This window comes from Oceanobacter sp. 5_MG-2023 (assembly GCF_030548165.1).
Lineage (GTDB): Bacteria > Pseudomonadota > Gammaproteobacteria > Pseudomonadales > Oceanobacteraceae > Oceanobacter.
Window position 1 is genome coordinate 1 of record NZ_JAUORS010000032.1, and the last position, 19,212, is coordinate 19,212.

General features: G+C 52.0%; 14 protein-coding genes. 4 read left to right on the plus strand and 10 right to left on the minus strand.

Translation table 11 applies throughout. The features are described 5' to 3' along the window. Positions 1–336: 336 nt before the first annotated feature. The 4 genes from Q4551_RS15380 to Q4551_RS15395 all read right to left on the minus strand — a co-directional run bounded on the left by Q4551_RS15380 (position 337) and on the right by Q4551_RS15395 (position 3,785). Entirely contained in the window at positions 337–705 is a 369-nt protein-coding gene (locus Q4551_RS15380) for a NirD/YgiW/YdeI family stress tolerance protein (RefSeq protein WP_303434758.1), read from the minus strand. A 443-nt stretch (positions 706–1,148) separates the two neighbouring features. Continuing rightward, a complete protein-coding gene (gene groL / locus Q4551_RS15385) occupies positions 1,149–2,789 on the minus strand; it encodes a chaperonin GroEL (protein ID WP_303434759.1) in 1,641 nt (546 codons plus the stop codon). Positions 2,790–2,846: 57 nt separating this feature from the next. Then, the gene (locus tag Q4551_RS15390) at positions 2,847–3,140 is read right to left on the minus strand and encodes a co-chaperone GroES (protein ID WP_303434760.1); all 294 of its coding nucleotides are present in this window, start codon (positions 3,138–3,140) and stop codon (positions 2,847–2,849) included. A gap of 165 nt (positions 3,141–3,305) precedes the next feature. After that, positions 3,306–3,785, minus strand: coding sequence for an FxsA family protein (locus Q4551_RS15395; RefSeq protein WP_303434762.1), 480 nt, complete (start codon positions 3,783–3,785; stop codon positions 3,306–3,308). Positions 3,786–4,124: 339 nt separating this feature from the next. On the opposite strand from Q4551_RS15395, the gene Q4551_RS15400 reads away from it, so the two are divergent. The 3 genes from Q4551_RS15400 to Q4551_RS15410 all read left to right on the plus strand — a co-directional run bounded on the left by Q4551_RS15400 (position 4,125) and on the right by Q4551_RS15410 (position 6,178). Next, positions 4,125–4,460, plus strand: coding sequence for an MGMT family protein (locus Q4551_RS15400; protein ID WP_303434763.1), 336 nt, complete (start codon positions 4,125–4,127; stop codon positions 4,458–4,460). A gap of 82 nt (positions 4,461–4,542) precedes the next feature. Further along, positions 4,543–5,112: an NUDIX hydrolase gene (locus Q4551_RS15405; RefSeq protein ID WP_303434764.1), complete on the plus strand. Its 570-nt coding sequence runs from the start codon at positions 4,543–4,545 to the stop codon at positions 5,110–5,112. 250 nt (positions 5,113–5,362) lie between these two features. Next, a complete protein-coding gene (locus tag Q4551_RS15410) occupies positions 5,363–6,178 on the plus strand; it encodes a hypothetical protein (RefSeq protein WP_303434765.1) in 816 nt (271 codons plus the stop codon). Between the two features lie 54 nt (positions 6,179–6,232). On the opposite strand, the gene Q4551_RS15415 is transcribed toward Q4551_RS15410, so the two are convergent. The 6 genes from Q4551_RS15415 to Q4551_RS15440 all read right to left on the minus strand — a co-directional run bounded on the left by Q4551_RS15415 (position 6,233) and on the right by Q4551_RS15440 (position 16,991). Then, a complete protein-coding gene (locus tag Q4551_RS15415; RefSeq protein ID WP_303434767.1) occupies positions 6,233–7,687 on the minus strand; it encodes a sigma-54 dependent transcriptional regulator in 1,455 nt (484 codons plus the stop codon). Positions 7,688–8,061: 374 nt separating this feature from the next. Beyond that, positions 8,062–10,617, minus strand: a complete 2,556-nt coding sequence (locus Q4551_RS15420) for a cellulose synthase subunit BcsC-related outer membrane protein (protein WP_303434769.1) — start codon at positions 10,615–10,617, stop codon at positions 8,062–8,064. After that, a complete protein-coding gene (locus Q4551_RS15425) occupies positions 10,614–11,675 on the minus strand; it encodes a glycosyl hydrolase family 8 (protein ID WP_303434770.1) in 1,062 nt (353 codons plus the stop codon). Before Q4551_RS15425 ends, Q4551_RS15420 begins: the two co-directional genes overlap by 4 nt. Continuing rightward, on the minus strand, positions 11,675–13,936 hold the full coding sequence (locus tag Q4551_RS15430; protein ID WP_303434772.1) for a cellulose biosynthesis cyclic di-GMP-binding regulatory protein BcsB: 2,262 nt from the start codon (positions 13,934–13,936) through the stop codon (positions 11,675–11,677). The genes Q4551_RS15425 and Q4551_RS15430 overlap by 1 nt, the downstream gene beginning before the upstream one ends. A gap of 101 nt (positions 13,937–14,037) precedes the next feature. Continuing rightward, a complete protein-coding gene (bcsA, locus tag Q4551_RS15435; protein WP_303434774.1) occupies positions 14,038–16,284 on the minus strand; it encodes a UDP-forming cellulose synthase catalytic subunit in 2,247 nt (748 codons plus the stop codon). 350 nt (positions 16,285–16,634) lie between these two features. After that, the gene (locus Q4551_RS15440) at positions 16,635–16,991 is read right to left on the minus strand and encodes a hypothetical protein (RefSeq protein ID WP_303434775.1); all 357 of its coding nucleotides are present in this window, start codon (positions 16,989–16,991) and stop codon (positions 16,635–16,637) included. 586 nt (positions 16,992–17,577) lie between these two features. On the opposite strand from Q4551_RS15440, the gene mqo reads away from it, so the two are divergent. Continuing rightward, on the plus strand, positions 17,578–19,062 hold the full coding sequence (gene mqo, locus Q4551_RS15445) for a malate dehydrogenase (quinone) (protein ID WP_303434776.1): 1,485 nt from the start codon (positions 17,578–17,580) through the stop codon (positions 19,060–19,062). The last annotated feature ends 150 nt before the right edge of the window (positions 19,063–19,212 follow it).

Here is a 19,212-nt window from a genome sequence, read left to right on the forward strand (position 1 = left end):
CAGGCCTGCAAGTCGGCTTCGTGATTCGAAACCATCCGGTAGCCCAGAGTGAGCACCGGATTAAATAGATGCCCCCTGTACGTTACTGCGCCACAAAGGCAGCTCCCTGTGATCATTACGATTCCTTCTGTTGATTGATCAGAGACGCCCCACAACACCCCGGCAACATGCCGGAGATGGGGACAAGATAAGGCAGGCGCCAGCCTTGTGATGTGAGCGTAAAAAGACCCGTCAAAGCCAAAAACGAGGTTAGTCATCATTGACCAACCATCGTTAGCTACAACCAACGGCTCGCCCTGTCGACGCCCTTCATCAGTCTTTTATACCGGCTTCAGGTCAGCCTGGCACAACATTAATGATATCCACATCCACTTCCGGTGACTCAAGAAAATCTTTTTCCACCTCACCAATAAGCTCAACCTGAGTTTTTTCATTCACCGTTTGGCCACGAAAATCTTCAGCATCAATTTCTACCCGAATATCGCCGCTACCGTCAGAAAACAGATATTTCTCTGAGCTGACTTGTTTGATCAAATAACCACGTAATATAACGCGTTGATCATCCGATGCATGTTTAAATATGTCTGCGACCGATGAAACAGACTGCTGAGCCGAAGGGCCAACATATTGAGCGTGCACCCATTGGCTCGTCCCCAATAAAGTTACACTGGCCAATGCAAGCGTTTTCAATTTCAATCCTGGCATAATAATCTCCTTTAAAATCACATCATGTACCAAATATGAATCCATGTACCTGCCCGGATTCAACGACCCTGGATAAACAAGCTGACAGCCATGGTGCCTTTTATTGCGCAGTCCTTGTCCTGTAACCGTTTATACCCCAAGGTAATAAACGCCAACCCGCAGGTAGGGAAGCTATTTTCTACTGCTGCCATGGTCACGACAACGTAGTGACCATGATCTTTACATTTTCAAGACAAAAGCAACGAAGAAAATCTACCGATAGAAGCTTGGGTGATGCAAAGTGTCGTTGAAGACACCGCCAGAAATCCTGTGTTATTAGCGTACAGCAAGGCTCGACAGGTGGCAGCCCCCATACAACCTGGCCAATAAAAAACCCGCGCTGATTATTCAGCGCGGGTTTTTTATCAAGCGTGGTAGCCGGAGGCTAATGGAGGTTATTTACCTCACATCATGCCGCCCATGCCTCCCATTCCGCCCATGCCGCCCATATCAGGCATTGCTGGAGTTTCTTTAGGGATCTCGGCAACCATGGCTTCAGTGGTGATCATCAGGCCAGCAACAGAGGCTGCTGCTTGCAGGGATGAACGAGTCACTTTGGCAGGGTCAAGGATACCCAGGTCGATCATGTCGCCGTATTCGCCAGAAGCGGCGTTAAAGCCAAATGCGCCTTCGCCAGCTTTGACTTTGTCGACCACTACGGAACCTTCGGCACCGGCGTTGGCAGCGATTTGACGGATAGGTGCTTCCATCGCACGCAGGGCCAGGGCAATACCGACGTTTTGGTCTTCGTTGTCACCCACGACGGTTACGTTGCTCAGGGCACGTACCAGGGCAACACCACCACCAGCAACCACGCCTTCTTCTACCGCAGCACGGGTAGCGTTCAGGGCGTCGTCAACGCGGTCTTTTTTCTCTTTCATTTCAACTTCAGAACCGGCACCCACTTTGATCACGGCGACGCCGCCGGCCAGTTTGGCAACACGTTCCTGCAGTTTTTCTTTGTCGTAGTCAGAAGTCGATGCGGCCATTTCGGCACGGATCTGTTCAACACGGGCAGAGACTTCGGTGCCAGAACCAGCGCCATCAACCACCACGGTGTTTTCTTTGCTGATAACCACTTTCTTAGCGGTACCCAGCATTTCAATGCCGACGGTTTCCAGTGACATGCCCACTTCTTCGCTGATCACTTGACCACCGGTCAGGATGGCGATGTCTTGCAGCATGGCTTTACGACGATCGCCGAAGCCTGGAGCTTTAACCGCAGCCACTTTGAATGTGCCACGCAGGTTGTTGACAACCAGTGTTGCCAGCGCCTGTCCTTCTACGTCTTCTGCCACGATCAGCAGTGGACGGCCGGACTTGGCAACGTTTTCCAGTACTGGAATCAGCTCTTGCAGGTTGTCGACTTTTTTGTCAACCAGCAGGATCAGTGGGTTTTCCAGTTCGGCGGTCATTTTTTCCTGGTTGTTGACGAAGTAAGGTGACAGGTAGCCACGGTCAAACTGCATGCCTTCAACAACTTCCAGCTCGTCTTCGAAGCCTTTGCCTTCTTCAACGGTGATAACGCCTTCTTTGCCTACTTTTGCCATGGCTTCAGCAATCAGAGTACCAACCGTGGAATCTGAGTTGGCAGAGATGGTGCCGACCTGGGCAATGGCTTTGCTGTCTTCACATGGTTTGGCCTGGGCTTTCAGCTGTTCAACAACGGCAGAGGTTGCCTTGTCGATACCGCGTTTCAGGTCCATTGGGTTCATGCCTGCAGCGACGGCTTTCAGGCCTTCGTTGACAATGGCTTGTGCCAGTACTGTTGCAGTGGTGGTGCCGTCACCGGCTTTGTCGTTGGTCTGGGAAGCAACTTCCTTGACCATTTGTGCGCCCATGTTTTCGAACTTGTCTTCCAGTTCGATTTCACGTGCAACCGAGACACCATCTTTGGTGATGGTGGGTGCGCCAAATGATTTTTCCAGTACAACGTTGCGGCCTTTGGGACCCAGAGTCACTTTGACGGCGTTTGCCAGGACGTTAACGCCTGCCAGCATTTTTTGACGAGCATCGTTGCCAAATTTAACTTCTTTAGCGGACATAATGTTTTTTCCTCAAAATTTATTCAGTTACAAACGGGGATCAACAGGAAGCGTGAATCAGGCTTCCAATACGCCGTAGATGTCACTTTCATTCAGAATCAGCAGTTCTTCACCATCGATGTCGATGGTGTTGGAACCGGAGTACTTGCCGAAGACCACGGTGTCGCCCACTGCAACTGCCAGAGCCTGTACATCACCATTGGTCAAAACGCGACCCGTACCAACAGCAACCACTTCTCCTTGATTCGGTTTTTCAGCAACAGAACCTGGAAGCAAGATACCGCCAGCGGTGGTTTGCTCTTCTTCCTTGCGACGAACAACAACACGATCGTGTAAAGGACGGATTTTCATTTGAGGTTATCTCCAATGTATAAAGCAATGTTTGCGGTGTGCGGGGCAGATGGTGTCATACACCCGCCCCAAATCTGTGTGTTTCGATAATTGGGACGCTGCGATGGTTTTCAACACCCGATGTGAAAAAAAATTGCATTTGGTGCTATTTGAACCCTGCACCACTCAGTCTTCGCGGCGATATTCACCTTCGATCACATCCGGACGGTGGCGATGCGGCTCGGGTCGGTCTGCAAACGGCGACGGGCGCTCTCCCATTGGCCGACTGGCAAAGCCACCACTTTCCATGACGACCCGTGGCTTGATCAGTTTGAGCACATGGCTGACCAATGCCAGGCGGGTGGCCGGTACCAGCAAGGCACAGCCAACAGCATCGGTCAGGAAACCGGGGGTCAGCAGTAAGGCACCGGCCAGGGCCAGCAAAAATCCTTCTGCCAGCTCACGCGCTGGCAAGGTACCTTCCTGCATTTTCTGGCTGGCACGCATCAGTACATCCATGCCCTGTTTTTTAAGGATGTTGACACCAATAATGGCGGTCAAAAAGATGATCACCAGCGTCCAGATAACGCCGATATAACCACCCACCTTGATTAAAACGGCCAGTTCCAACAGTGGTACTACGATAAACAATACTAAAAACGGCACAATTGCCTCCTGGTCTGTACTTTATATTCTGTAGGGTTGGATACTCCCACGCCCAAAAATTCCACCCAATCGGATACGCAGAAGGCAACCAGAGCGCCTCGTTCTATGGTTAATCGGGGCGTAGTGGGCAAAAAGCAAGGGCTGGCAAGCAACGGATTACAATCCAGTGTAACCACTGTGACTACTCGTGGTGGTGAAAGCCGATCCAGCGTTGAATCTGCCGGCATTATTGCAGCATGAGGCATGGCTAACATTGATTGCAGTTTTAGGCCGGGGTGTCCAGCTCCCTGCCATTGTGGTTACACTGTCGGCCCAAAAACTTCCATAACAGGCCGTCTCATGGTCCGTGTGCCCCGGTTTGTGGCTCCGGTCACGCCCAACGATATCCGTTTGTTTACCCTGCTTGCCAGCGTTCCTGCTGGCCGCGTCGTTACCTATGGCCAGCTGGCCGAGATGATCGGTGCACCACGGCGTGCACGCTGGGTGGGTCAGATCCTGAAGCAATTACCCCAAGACAGTAGCTTGCCCTGGCATCGGGTAATCAATGCCCAGGGGCGCATCAGTCTGTCGATGCTGGAAGGCGGCCGCAGGCAGGCCGAACGCTTACGGGCGGAAGGTGTGGTGGTGTCGGCGGAGGGACGTATCAGTTTGCGGCTGTACCGCTGGATGCCATAATCAGGTACGACATTCAGGGCCATCCGGGTAACTGCTTGTCGAATCCTTGTTGGTTGTCGCCGTCTGGTTATGGAGCCATTGTATGCTGACGTCTGTTTTGATTGGTTTTGTGCTATTGCCCTTACTGGTAACCGCGTCCATCGCGGTCGTTGCCGAGCCACCGGCGGGGGTGATTGCCTACGCTTGCGTTGATTCCCGGGCCCAGGTGCTGCTGGCATATGATAACGGCAAGGATCGTAATGGCTGGGCCGCTTTTGGTGGCCATGGTGCCAAAGGGGAAAGTATCGCGGATACGGCTGCCCGTGAGTTCCGTGAAGAAACCAGCTGTATGTTTGCGACTCCGCAGCCAGCAGATCTTGAAGGACGTGAACGCTCACGTGTTGGCCCTTTTTATACCTATGTTGCTGAGGTTGAATATGTCGACCCCGCGGCGATTGCGGCATCTTCCTGCGGCACAATCGGCGAACGCAAGGACTGGATCTGGGTCAACCTGGAAGATCTGGTCAGCGCCTTGCGCAGTGGTGATGACGTTGCCGATGTCCAGGTGGCGAATAAATCATATCCGTTGTGGTTTGCGGGTCGCTTGTCGTTACAACAAGCGTTACGTGATGGCTTGTTACCGGAATCCAGTGCAGTGTGTCTGCCGAAATAGTCCAATCCGACGGCAGAAACCAGTCAATCCAAAGCTCCCTCGCGCCGCTGAGATGCGGTAATTTCTGGCGGCTGCCTGTTGCTCTGTTTTTATTAGCCGGATATTGTCTGCCGCGTTGCTGCCCGCGGCACATAAGCTGCCATGTCGGATGCGGATAAAGCAGCCAAACAATAACAATCAATATCCTTGTTTACCGTTCAGGCCATCGCCGCCAAGCCAGCCTGTACTCTCATTATGCTGAGGTTTTTGCATGTTGGTGCTGGCCAAGATCCTGATTACTTTTTTAAGCGTTGTATTACTGGTGCGGGTAGCCGAAAAAATGAGCCCCCGGCACGCTGGCTTGTTGGCGGGCTTTCCTCTGGGAACCGGTATCGCTCTGTATTTTTTTGGCTGGCAACAAGGGGCTGATTTTGCCGCCACCAGCGCGGTATTTACCTTGTCGGGGCTAACTTCGGCCGTTTGCCTGGCTTGGGGCTATTGGCGGGTGATCCACTGGCGTTCCGGCTTGGGTTGGGTGCCGGTGGCTATTGCCGCTGGCTTGTTGTGCTTTTTTACCAGCAGCTGGTTGTTGCAGCAATTGCCGCCACATCGTGGTGTAGGGCTATTGGTGGTTGTCTTGGCAATTTTGCTGTTTCGTACTCTGTTTGGCGTCATTCACGACACGGCGCCGACACGGCACGATCCTCATATTCACGCCACCTGGTTCCATCAGCCTCTGGTGAAACTGGTATTTCGTGCCGCCATGGCGACATTGACCATCTTGCTGATTACCGGGTTGGCGGATGTGCTTGGCCCGCAGCGCGCCGGGCTGCTGGCGGCATTTCCGGTGAGTTTTTTCCCGTTGCTGCTGATTTTGCACCTGGGCCAGGGGGCAAATGTGGTGGCGCGTACCATTCGTTCTTACCCGGATGGTTTGGGCGCTCTGGTGGTCTACGCCTTGTGTGTCAGCTACAGCTATCCACTGCTCGGGCTACACTGGGGCACGGTCGTCAGCTTGCTGGCTGCGACCCTGTATCTGGTTGTTTATGGAGCAATACGACAGCGCCTGCTGCGCCCTGCCCGATAGCTGGCTCACCATGATCCGGTGCAACGCTCTGTTTGCGTTGGCACCGGACAAGCGTCAGACACATTCTTTTTCTTTGCGCTGCAGGTGGTACTTGCGCATTTTTTCAACCAGTGTGGTGCGACGAATATTCAATTTTTCTGCCGCTCTGGCAACAACGCCATTGGCATCATCCAGCGCCTGTTGGATCAGCGACGATTCCAGCTCTGACAGATATTCCCGCAGATCCAGTCCATCCTCGGGCAGCACTGCAGTACTCTCCATCGATGCCTCTGCTTGAGCCGGGTCGGTGTCGGCGGTTGTGGCCAGGGATGCCACTTCTTCGTCATCCAGATGGCGGAGTTTTTTCGGCAGTTCGTTTACCCCAATCACACCATATGGAAAAAGAATCGCCAGCCGCTCGACCAGGTTGGCCAGCTCCCGGACGTTGCCGTGCCATTCATGGCGGCACAACGACATAATGGCGGCGGAATTAAAACGAATGGATCCTCGCTTTTCATTTTCCAACCGTACAATCAGCTCATTCAGCAACAGCGGTAAGTCTTCAACACGTTCACGCAAGGAAGGCATTTCAATGGGGAAGACATTCAGGCGATAGTACAAGTCTTCCCGAAAATCGCCTTCTTCGATCATGTGTTCGAGGTTTTTGTGAGTGGCGGCAATAATACGAACGTTGGTTTCCAGGGTTTTATTGCTGCCAACCCGCTCGTAAGTGTGTTCTTGCAAGACCCTCAGCATTTTGACTTGCATGCTCAGCGGCATATCGCCGATTTCATCGAGAAACAGGGTGCCGCCTTCGGCCATTTCAAAGCGCCCGATCCGGTTGGCAATGGCCCCGGTAAAGGAGCCTTTTTCATGGCCAAACAATTCGCTTTCCAGTAATTCAGCCGGAATGGCACCACAGTTAACCGGCACAAATGGCTTGTTACGTCGGCTGGAATGGTAGTGCAGGTTACGGGCTACGACTTCTTTGCCGGTACCGGATTCTCCCAGAATCAACACGCTGACGTCTTTATCGGCCACTTGCATAATCAGCTCGCGGACCTGCTGAATCGAGCGACTGGTTCCCACCAGACTACGGAACAGCTGGATATCACGGCGTTCGCGGCGGCCTTCTTCCTGGGAATATTGTTCACGGTACAGCTGGCAGCGGTGCAGGCTGTCGAGCAGGCTGTTGTAGCTGGGTGGCGATTCTACGGTGGCAATCACGGAACGGCGCACGGCATCCGGCAGGCTGTCCAGGCCATGATCTCGGCCAAGGCACAGAATTGGCGCGGCCTTGTCCCACTGATGCACGGCGGTTATAACGGTACGAAACAGCCCCTGGCTATCGTCCCCGATCAGCACAGCCGATATACGATGACTGTCGTCGGTGCGCTGCGTGACTTCTTGTTGCCAATGCTGGCTATCACTGACAATGACTTCTTCTCCAAGAAAGTCCAGAATCACCCGCATGTCATGACGACGCTGTTGATCATCGTCGATAAGCAGGATTTTTATATCTCTCCACATACGCAATCTTCCTTTATGTCAGGCATTGCCTCATTCTACTGCTGCTTCCAGAGCTACGGCATAACAACGCATTGTGTTACCGCTTGATCACTTCGGTAAAGCCAGCGATCGGCGGATGCTGCGATATTATTCCAAAGCACGGCACGATCATGACGTCTGTTGAGGTATTCATAGACTGATGACCTTTCAAGAAGTGCGTATTTTGACTATATCAAATAATCAGAGCAGCCATTCAGCAGAAATGTCACGGCTGGTACTTTGGTTTTGTCTTGTTTTTAACGACAGGGCAGCGGCAGGCTGATGATGTGATGAAGTTGGCAGAAAAGCAGGCGTTGCAACCATGCAACGCCTGTTGCAACACCCATTGTTGGGTACTAGCGGATACTGCTGGACCAGTTTGGCAGGTCGGACGCCAGAACAAAGCGGCGGGAATCCAGTGTCAGGCGAACTGCCAGCATAAAGCCGAATTCGTTGAAGTCGGGAGACAGGCCATAAAAGACCCCGCCACCCAGCTGCGCACGCGGGTCGGCTTGCACCATTCCCACCAGTTCAAATCCCATATACATGCCACTGGCTTCGTTATCGGTATAGAACTCCGAGCACAGGCTACTCTCCAGCGGTAACAGAGGGGCGCAGTCTTCCTGGTGCTGCTGATAGCCGAAGCTGATCTTGCCTCTGGCGACAAAGTTGCGTTGTTCCCGTGTCTGGGCAGAGAGTTCACCGCCGTATTTGAACAACTGTTGTGGGCTGAAATAGCCACCATGGCCAATGGTGTATTTGCTCAGGTTTTGATCGAACCGTTGGAAGGTAAAGGTAGGTCCCAGTGTGATCCGTTCCCAGCTATCCCCAGTCCACTGTTTCTGGGCCCTGAGTGAGAATTCCATTTCATCGTTGGAAGCTACCTGTGTACCGGTCAGTGATGCGCTTTTCAGTCCCAGCGCCGCGCCATAATTATTGCTCAGATCCAGAAAAACCCCTGCCCGGACGCCCTTGCTGCTGACCGCTCCCCAGGCCTCGCCATCGTAGGGGTCATACATTCCGACATAGGAAAGAATTGATTCTTTCACCGAGCGAGAAAACAGTTCGAGATTGATATTGCCGCGCTGCATCTGGAAATCCACCCCCAATGCACCTTCTGTACGGGCGGAGATAGGCGCATTGCTCGGCGTCAGTCCAATGGAGAAATAGGGCGAGACTTTCCCTTCATAGCGGTAATCGAATTTCACATCAACCGCATTGCTAATTTCTGTTGTGGGGGTGTAGCCGTAGTCTTCTTCCTGGCCAGGGTAGTTACCCACCAGAGAATAGTCTTCCAGAGAACCACTGCTCAAATTAACCCCGGAAAGCTGCAAATCAAACATATGGCGGCGATAGCTGAACTCTCCGCTAAGCAACGGCAAACGCTGGGTATCCAATTGACTGGTCCCACTATCGCCGGAGCGGAAATAAAACAGCATGCCCCCCATCAAGCCTGGCGAGCTGACGCCTTTCAGTTCGGGGTATTTGTCCGGCGCTTCATCATAGGCGGTCAGGTAGCGTCCGGTGTTATAGGCTTCTTCACTGTTTTTGACCGTCAGCAACTCCTGCAAGGGGCCGGACTGGTCTTCCGCGGTTTTTTCCAGTTGTACCCGATCGGTATCATACAGGCTGTAGTACAGCCCCTGGGCAACGTCTTCAGTCGGGTTCTCACGATAGGCTTTTTCGAACGCCAGGGCGGCGCTGTCCTTGTCACCCATATGGTAGGATGCCCAGCCATACATGGCCTCATCATCCAGACTGCGAGGGGCGTATTGCTCGGCTTCTTTCAGATAGGCAATGGTGCTTTCATAGTCTTCTTCATCAAAGGCTGCACTCGCCCGCTGTGACAGGATACTGCCCAGCATTTCGCTCATCAATGGGTCGCTGATGTTGTTACGCGCCAGTAATTCGGCTTCATCCAGATTCCCGAGACGCCCCTGGATCGTTGCCATGGCACGGGTGGTCTGTTCGGAAGGTGTCCAGTCGTGTGCTCGCTGGAACCATTCTTCTGCCTGAATCAGTTGCTCATCCCGGTACAGTGCCCAGCCAAACATCAGTGCAAAGCCACTGTCGCGCTGCGACATGACTTCTTCTTCAAAGTCTGGAATAGCATCAATGACAACACCGTCATCGCCATCCCGAGCCGCATTCAGAACCCGCGTACGCATCAGTTCCCGCTTCATCAGGGTCAGGTTGCTCTGGCTGATGCGATTACTCGTTCGGGTGTCTTCCTGTTCGTACATGGCATCAATTTCTGCCGCTGTCAGCTGCTGTTGCGCCCGGCGGAATGTATTAACACGGGTTTCATCTTCGCGGCAGTCTTTCATCATTGAAAGGTAAATCTGGCGGGTACTGTCCGGATCATCCAGCTCGTAGTAGGCGTCGGCCAGCGTCCAAAGATTGTAGTATTGCTCACAGGTAAACAAGCCGGGGTCACGCTGGGACAGGTAGACAATACTACGCCAGTCTCCATTCGCCATGGCCTGATCCAGTTCTTTTTTATTTTTGCCCGCTTCCAGCAATTCCATCATTTTGTCTGGCGGGTTCCATTCTGGCGATATTCTTTTCAGCTCGGTAATCTTGCTATCCATGCGCTGATATTCTTCCATTTGCAGCCATTGCCACAAACGCATTTCTTCCCGCCGTTGCGCTTCAAGTACAGGGTCGGGTGTGGCCTGAACCGGCGTCGTGCGTCGAGGTGCCTGGGGGGCAACCTGGGGCTTGGCCGCTTCAAGTGTTGGCAGATCGTCTTCCAGGATATTGGCTTGTCCGGAAGTACCAATCGCCAGAAACAGAGGCGCTCCATGGGCGGCAGTAAACGGATCTGCTCCTATTTCTGCCCCCTGCACTAGCTGAGTTGATGAAACTATCAGGCCACCCAGTAGCCAGAAACGAGGTGTCGATAATATCATTTAAGAAATTGCTCCTTATAGGCCACCCGGCTGAGTAACAGCAGGCTGGCGGAATAATAATCCTGACCGTAAATATCTTTGGTAATTGCTGTATTCGGAGCAGCAATCTGACCTTTACTCTGGCCGTTATCAATTGCCCTGTCGGTCAGCTGCCAGATTGCCCGAAAGCCATCCGGGGCGGGATATTCCGCTTCTTCTCCAGACAGGATATCAACCCAGGCCGGCATATATTTGCGTTGACTGGTTTGCTGCCAAAAGGTACGGCTGTTGTGTAACACGTCCGCGTCTTTTTCCCCTGACCACACCAGATACAACGGCAGGCGTATTGCCTCATAACCAAAACGTGGTGGGCGTTTCATGGCAGGAACCGGTGGCGTAATAGCAGTCATTTCAATCCAGTCTGGCGGCAGTTGCCAGCGGCCTCGTGACGCTATCTCGGTTAATTTCTTGCCATCATCAATCAGAGCTTGCCAGCGGCGGTCTGGCACCAGTTGTGCCAGATCCTGTAAGGCCGGGTACACCCAGTACGACAGGTTAATCTGCCAGCGATTACCATGCTGAAAACCGTATTCGGCGGGCATCAATATTGTGTAAGCCCCCAGCTTCAGGATCAGCTTATCGAGAATATCTACCGTAATCCGTCGCGCCGCTTCATGATAGTCGGGATTATTCCAGCGCTCCGCTCCACGCAGCAAAGCCCAGGCAATCAGTAGATCACCATCGGTGGCATTGTTTTTGTCTTGTACTCCATGGGTAGCAGACCAGTTCCAGGCAAATAGCCGGTCGTCCCGTACTTGCAAGTGTGTGCGGGTCCAGCTCCACAGTTTGCGAAAGCCGGACCGATCACCATAGGCAGCAGCCAGCAACATCGCATAGCCCTGCCCTTCCGAGTGACTGATGCCTTTGTTACCGCTATCCATTACCGCTCCACTGGTTTGTACAAACGCCTGTTTGTACTGTTCCCAGCCATTATCCATCATGGCGACCGATTGACTGGCACCACACACTGCAGCGATTGCTACGCTCAGGTAGCAAAACGCATGTACCAGTCGATGCATTAGTGATGGGTTTCCCTGAAGCGTGTCAGCAACCAACGGATAAACAGGGCAAGCAGCAGCAGGAACAGCAGCAATACGCCGATAAACATCCATGGGTCAGCGGACAAGTGATAGATCAGCCAGTTTGAAAATCTTGGTTGACCGATATGATAGCTCTCTCCCAGAGAGCGGGCGTAAACCTCTTCTTCTCCTGCCTTCCAGGCCGTTACATCCCCTTGCACGTTACTCCAGATTTCCGGGGTAATCAGCTCTCGCGAAGTTGCCAACAAATTCTTGCCGGAGCCAGCGGTGAACAAGGTAACGGTATTGGCGTAGTCGCCCCCCTGGAATTGCATCAGCAAACCGAAATCACCCAGGCCATTCCCCTGCAGGGATGGATTGACATAGTTAAATTCGCGAGCACCGTACTCATCCGCGTTTATCCACAAACGCGAGCCTTCGTAACGCGGCTGCTGACCGGCTTCGGCGGCACGGGCGTATTGCAGCAGGCTTTCTTCACCCAGCTTGATGGGTGCCAGTTTCAACAGATTGGCATCCAGACCTTGTACCGTACCCACAACAATCAGATTGTCGCTATCCAGGCCACTGAGGTCACCAAGGCGGTATTGCAAGTCGGTCGATACATGCCGCATGACTTCTGCCAGCTTGCCCATCAAGGTCCAGGAAGCGGCCAAAACATCAGAATCATTACTGCTCAAACCCACTACGGTCGTTTCACCATCATCGTTATAGCTGTAAGGGTAACCAGTGGTGGCCAGCAATTTCATGTTCGGCATTTCGACATAGCTGTCCAGCCCACTGAATTCAATGGTGGTATCGTCGTACAGGGTAAAGAGCAAGTTGGCATCATTACGCAGTTGGCACTCGGCCGAGCTGTCGGTCATCATCCGAGCCGCAAACGTCAGGGTATTCATACCTGGCTTGAGCGACCGGGTCGGAATCGTAATCGTGTGACGACGAACCGCTTCGCCTTCAATTTCGCTGAGGCGAACCACGTTTTCAAAACGACCGTTAATAAAGATATTGAATACCGAATCACCCCGCATGCCAGCGCCATAAGCAAAATGCAGGTTCAGATCCACACTGCTGGTCTCTGCCACATAGGTGTCTGGTGGAAGCATGATCCCTACATCAACACTACCGCCTCCAGCACCACTCATGGTGGTGGTTTCGTAACCAAAATCATAGAGCCGGTAGGTCGTATTCTGGGACACCATATTGGAGGCCGCAAAACGTGGCAGGTGATCCATTTTCAAACCATTGAAATTGGCTACTGCCTGGTCGGGCAGAGGAAAATTCATGTAACCAAGAATACGTGCGGCAATCGCCACGTCTTCTGCCTGGATGCCGGAAACCACCATAATAAAGTGCTGGGGGTCTTCATCCATGGGGAACACGCCGAGGTAAGGGCCAGAAACTGTGCTCGACCAGCGGCTACCCAACATTTGCTGCAAGTCGGCCTGGGTTCCGATGATGATGGCATCACGTCCACGTAACGGTTTCTGATCAAGGTATGGGAACTGGTAATTTTTCAGACGCTTTTGGTCGGAGGTATTTTTATACTGTAATACTTCATGGAAGATTTGTGGCGTTTTGTATTCCAGATGCACCGCCGCAGCCTGAGATACCATGGCCCCCCAGGTTGCGTAGTCAGACGTCGGGAATACCGGTGTAGCCACGGTCAGTTGGTAATCACCCAGCCAGCGTTGATCAAACAGCGAGTCAATCTCTGACAGTTTCGGGTTTACCTTGGCCAGCTCACCTTCAAACTTTACATAAGAATTCTGGGTATCCAGCTGTGACCACAGCTCTGGAGCGTCCGGGTCTTCACAGTTGGATTCGTAATGCTGAACGATATTAAAAGAGATCAGGTTATACCCCGATTTGAAACGCTTGCTGGGCAGACGAATATCAGCGATCCCTTCCGGGCGAGCCGGGTTCAGCGGTATTTGGGCAACCACACTTTCATTCAGTTTGACAACCAGTTGTGAGCGCTCACCAATCAGGGCGATCGAGTTGACGTATTCCAGATGCAGTACCACCTTGTCTGGCACCATCCGTTCAGACAAAGGAATGTAGACCGGGAAAATTGTTTGGGTACCACGCAAGTCAATAGGGTTGGTTTGCCCAACCAGCTTGGCCAGTGTCATGGTATTCGGCGGCAATGCCGCATTACTGGCCCCCAGAGCCAGGGTTGTCCAGCTCAGTAAACCAGCCCCTAGAAGCGTCATTAACCAAGCGCGAAATAAAGACTGAATCATGTTGTCACTTTTCCCGTTACTTAAATGGTACGAAACACAGCATTCACAGCGCTGCCTGTGGTTCCGTTCGATTTTTCTGTTAGCCATGCACTGGCCAGATATCAAGCGCCACGCAACTTGCGCCGCATGGCCGCCATGGTATCAATCCATAGTTGCCGAAAATGTGCCGCGGAACTGCGCGCCCCGGAACTGAACAGAAACCAGAGAGTTTCTCTGACGGTACATGTTGGCATCCGCGCTGCCCGTTCCTTGACCCATAATTCACTGTCACCGTAAACAAGCGCTACCAACTGGCGCTTGTGATCCAACTCATGCAGATCCACCTTGATACCAATAACAACACTGTCATCAGGTTTATGGACCGTAGCGATAACTGAGCCTGGCAAATTCACTTCTGCTTCCATCGCGGCACTGTAAGCACGCACCACCAGCTCTTGCCCGGTCAAATCCATATTCAGTTTCTGGAATACACTGCCCTTGATGCGAACACCCAGGCCACCGGAAGACATATCAACAATAGTAGCAGGGACTGACTTGCCATTCACAATCACGCGAGCAGCAATATCGGCATTAACCCTGGGTTCCTGACGCCGCTGCTTCAATTCATACAGGGCTCCGATTGCACACACCATCAGTGACAGGTTAAAAGCCTCCCAGAACATGGTGATCAGAATCACATCGCTGTCTTGTGGAATCACCTGCAAACGGATAAATCCAGCCGTTAACGAGGCCAGGTTAAAGGCCAGCAACCAGTAAAACGGCCCGGCAAGCGAGGTAATAAAGTTCTCATCCATGAACTCCCCTTTTGGCGTTACCGCAAACTCCGGTGAGCGAGGGCTTTTGATTACTTCAAGAATCGCGGGCAGGGAATACAGGGACTGCATCAACTCATACAATTCCGACACCAGAGCCCAACGGTATCGACCAAACAGGAAGTCGGTCACGATCAGGGCACCCATCAAGTGCGGCAAGGCATAGGAGAAGAACTCGGTCATGTTGGCGTCGTAGATTTTCAGGCCAAAAAACAGGTACGCCGATGGTGCAACCAAAAAGGTAGCCCGCGCAAACGGGAAGAACCAGAACCCGGAGCTACTGGTGTAACACAGCCTTTGCCAGGGTTTTAATCCTTTAAAAAACAAAGGGTTTTTCAGCATGAAGATCTGCACCATGCCTTGCGCCCAACGCATCCGCTGCACCACAAACCCGGAATACGTTTCAGGCTGCAAGCCAGCAATCATAGGGCGGTTGACATAAGCACTACGGTAACCTTTGGCATGCAGCAAAAACGCGGTTTCTGCATCCTCGGTAATGGAATCCCCGGAAATACCACCCACTTCCAGCAGGTATTTTCGACGAATAAGTGCGGCAGAGCCGCAGAAGAAAGAGGAGTCCCAAAAATCCAGACCTTCCTGGATAACCCCGTAAAACATCTCGTTTTCCCCCGGCATTTTACCGTAGGTCTGGAGGTTTTTTTCCACCGGGTCAGGGTTGATAAAAAAGTGGGGGCTTTGCACCAAAAACATCTTGGGATCATTGATCATAATACCGACCATGCGCTCAAGAATATCTCGGGTCGGTACGTGGTCGGCATCCAGAATCAGAATGTGTTCGCCGTTGGTTTTTTCCAGGGCCGCGTTAATATTACCGGCCTTGGCATGGTTGTTCTTTTCCCGGGTCAGGTAGGTCGCGCCGATACGCTCGCACATGGCCTTCAGAGTGTCGTAACGTTCCTGGGAGCTGCTAGCACGCTCAGGGTCTTCAGAATTCCGGCGGCCGACGGTACCACCATCATCCAGCAAGCAAACGTTCAACTTGTCTGCGGGATATCTGACTTGCAAGGCAGCCAGCAGGGTAATTTCCAGCATTTCCTGGGGTTCGTTATAGCTGGGAATAAAGATATCGACGGATGGTATTTTATCCGGGTCGTCCGGCAGAGGAATATGCTCGCGTTTCCTGCCTTGTATATTTACAAAACTTCCCAGGAAGGAAATAATAATGCCGTATATCTCAGCCATAAACAGAATAAGCATACAAATAAAGCTGAGCAAATCGTAATAGGTGATTGTTTCCTGCTGGCGCCAGGCAAAATAGCGCATGGAAACAAAAAAAGCAGTAATAAGAATAAGAATCCGGAGCAATCGTTGCACTTCAATCGAGCCATTGTTTCTTATGACCCGGCTTTCAAAAAAGCGCAAGAGAATAACGACGCCCACCATGCTGTAGGCCAGGACCGCTTGAGACGCAACATCCACGCGCAGCTGGGAGATGTACAAGCTGAGAAGGATAACGAGCACCCCTCCTCCGCCCATCAACCAGCCTCGTGCACGATCCGACAAATCAATCTTCATGAAATCCCCGAATAATCGTTGACGGGCAGCTGCTGCCAGGCCAACGAGACAATATTTACATCATGACCATGCACTGTCATTTTTTTGTACACATATGAGTTAAAATAGATCAGAGACATGACAATTGCAAAGCAACAATAGACGAAATGGCCACATCCCCTGTTTTTTTATATATGCATTGACGAAGTACAATTTATCAGATTGGCATGTAATCACAAATATTCATGACGCCACCCTGGCTATCTGCATTCGTAACCCTGTGTTTTATCACAGCCCACCAGGCAAACCGTGCCTGAACCACCGCCTTGCCTGACAGAATACCGCCCGGAACAACAACCAGCGCTGCCCTGTTACGGTAAAATCAGACTCACCATGCTGGCGTATTTGGACGGCACAGGAAAGCTCATGCCTTGTCCATATTCATGCAGCAGCATTGAGAGCCAGCGACGTGATGTGATGATCCGTTCAAATGCAATGTGGGTACGGCCATCTTTTGTCTCCAGTCGATACCCTTCCAGGCAGATCCGTACGGATTCTGTTTCGCCTTCCAGTAACAGTGTCACCTGGATATTGCGCTGCTGTTTGTCCAGTTCGATATGCTCTACCGCTCCGGCACCGACCAGTTTTTTCTCGATCAGGGCCGTTAGTCCCTTGTTAATCATGCTGCCCAACACGCTGATACCACTCTGCTGAAAAACGCCTATCATACCTGATGCTGCCACGATTGGCAGATGCCTGATGACGTTATTCAACCTCTGTAAATGCTACTTCCGACCAACCTCCAGCCCGGATAATCCCGCAGCCATCACAACCTCATGGCTCGCTACCGGGTTTGAAAACCCTGGTTTCCCAGTGTGCAGTCTTTGACAACTGTCAACTTCAAACGAAAATTTCAAGTGCACAGCCAACACGACAGAAACATTTGTCTCGTTTAGATGTATAATTTCAGCAATTAACATCCAATGCCGGAGTTTTCCAGAACGAACCGTGCACCATGCTGTCAGCTCCAATACAACGTTTGATAGCTGGGTGCAACTGGTGTTTATCCCCGCTGGCTTGAGCGAGTGGTAACAATATACATTAGTAGCAGTCCTTGAGAGGACAGTTGTACGGATTCCGCAGTCTGTGTATAAAGCCCCGGCTCTGCATCAACTTACCCGACCACCTGTCTAACTGTAATATCTATATGGTTTTGGGGCGGCAGGCCAAAAGCCTGGGAGTTGATCGCAACAGGAATACCGGCATTCCCGGATTCCTGATAAAACGACTTTCTGATCAAAAGGCGAAATCGTAATGACTACACAACAGGTCGATGTACTCCTGGTTGGCGGAGGAGTGATGAGTGCGACCCTGGGTACGCTGCTAAGCAAGCTCGATCCAACGCTCAAACTCATAATGGTAGAACGTTTGGATCATGTCGCTCATGAGAGTACCGATGGATGGAACAACGCAGGTACCGGTCACGCTGGTTACTGTGAACTCAACTACACCGCAGAAGATGCCAACGGTAATGTGAGCATCGATCGGGCATTAACCATCAATGCCAATTTCGAACTGTCGCTCCAGCTCTGGAGCTACCTGGTCGAAACGGGAGGTCTCCCACAACCCACGCAATTCATCAACACCACGCCCCACATCAGCTTTGTATGGGGTGAAAAAAACGTTGCATTCCTGCGTCAGCGTGCAGAAAAACTGTCCGCTCACCACTTGTTCAAAGACATGGAATACAGCGAAGACCCAGAAGTACTGAAGCAGTGGATACCACTGGTGATGAACGGCCGCGATGCCAATGAGAAAGTTGCGGCGACCCGTATTGCCTACGGTTCTGACGTTGATTTCGGCTCCCTGACTCGCAACCTGGTTCAGCAGCTGGAGCAACAGGACAACTTCAATCTGCTAGTGAACCATGAAGTGGTTGATTTCGAACGTCACCAGCAAGAAAAACGCTGGACGGTGGCACTGCGAGACCGTCAGTCTGGCAAAACCAAAACCGTCAATACCGGTTTTGTTTTTCTTGGTGCCGGTGGTGGTTCCCTGCCACTGCTGCAGGCTTCAGGTATCGAAGAAGCAGAAGGTTATGGCGGCTTCCCGGTCAGTGGTCAATGGCTGGTCTGCAAAGACAAGAAAATTGTCTCGCAGCATCATGCCAAAGTGTATGGCAAAGCAGCCATCGGTGCTCCTCCGATGTCGGTTCCCCACCTGGATACCCGAATTATCAACGGTGAACCCGCCTTGTTGTTCGGTCCTTATGCCGGGTTCACTACCAAATTCCTGAAAGCTGGCTCCAAGCTCGACCTGATCAAATCCGTTAGTACCAACAATCTGTTTCCAATGATGTCGGTTGGTATCCATAACATGGATCTGACCAAGTACCTGATCAGTGAAGTGATGCAATCCCACGATAACCGGGTAGAAACATTACGCGGCTACTTCCCTGAGTGCCAATCCAGCGACTGGACACTCGCCCACGCCGGACAACGTGTGCAAGTCATCAAGAAAGACGCCAATGGCAAAGGGAAACTGGAGTTTGGTACCGAACTGGTATCTGCTGCGGATGGCTCTCTGGCGGCCCTGCTGGGAGCATCTCCAGGTGCATCGGTTGCAGCTTATGCCATGCTGGAAGTTCTGGAAAAATGTTTTGCCGACAAAATGACCGGCGCCTGGCAGGACAGGTTAAAAACCATGATTCCATCCTATGGCCAGTCTCTGATCGAAGACAGCGAACTGCTGGAGCGTGTACGCCAACGTACATTAAGTACGCTTGAACTGAAGCCATAAATACAGCATCAGCATCATCACGTCACAAAAAAAGCCCCTCGCCTGAAGGGGCTTTTTTTGTGACTCTCCCCCTTTGGGGACATCTATTTAATCCGGTGCTCACTCTGGGCTACCGGATGGTTTCGAATCACGAAGCCGACTTGCAGGCCT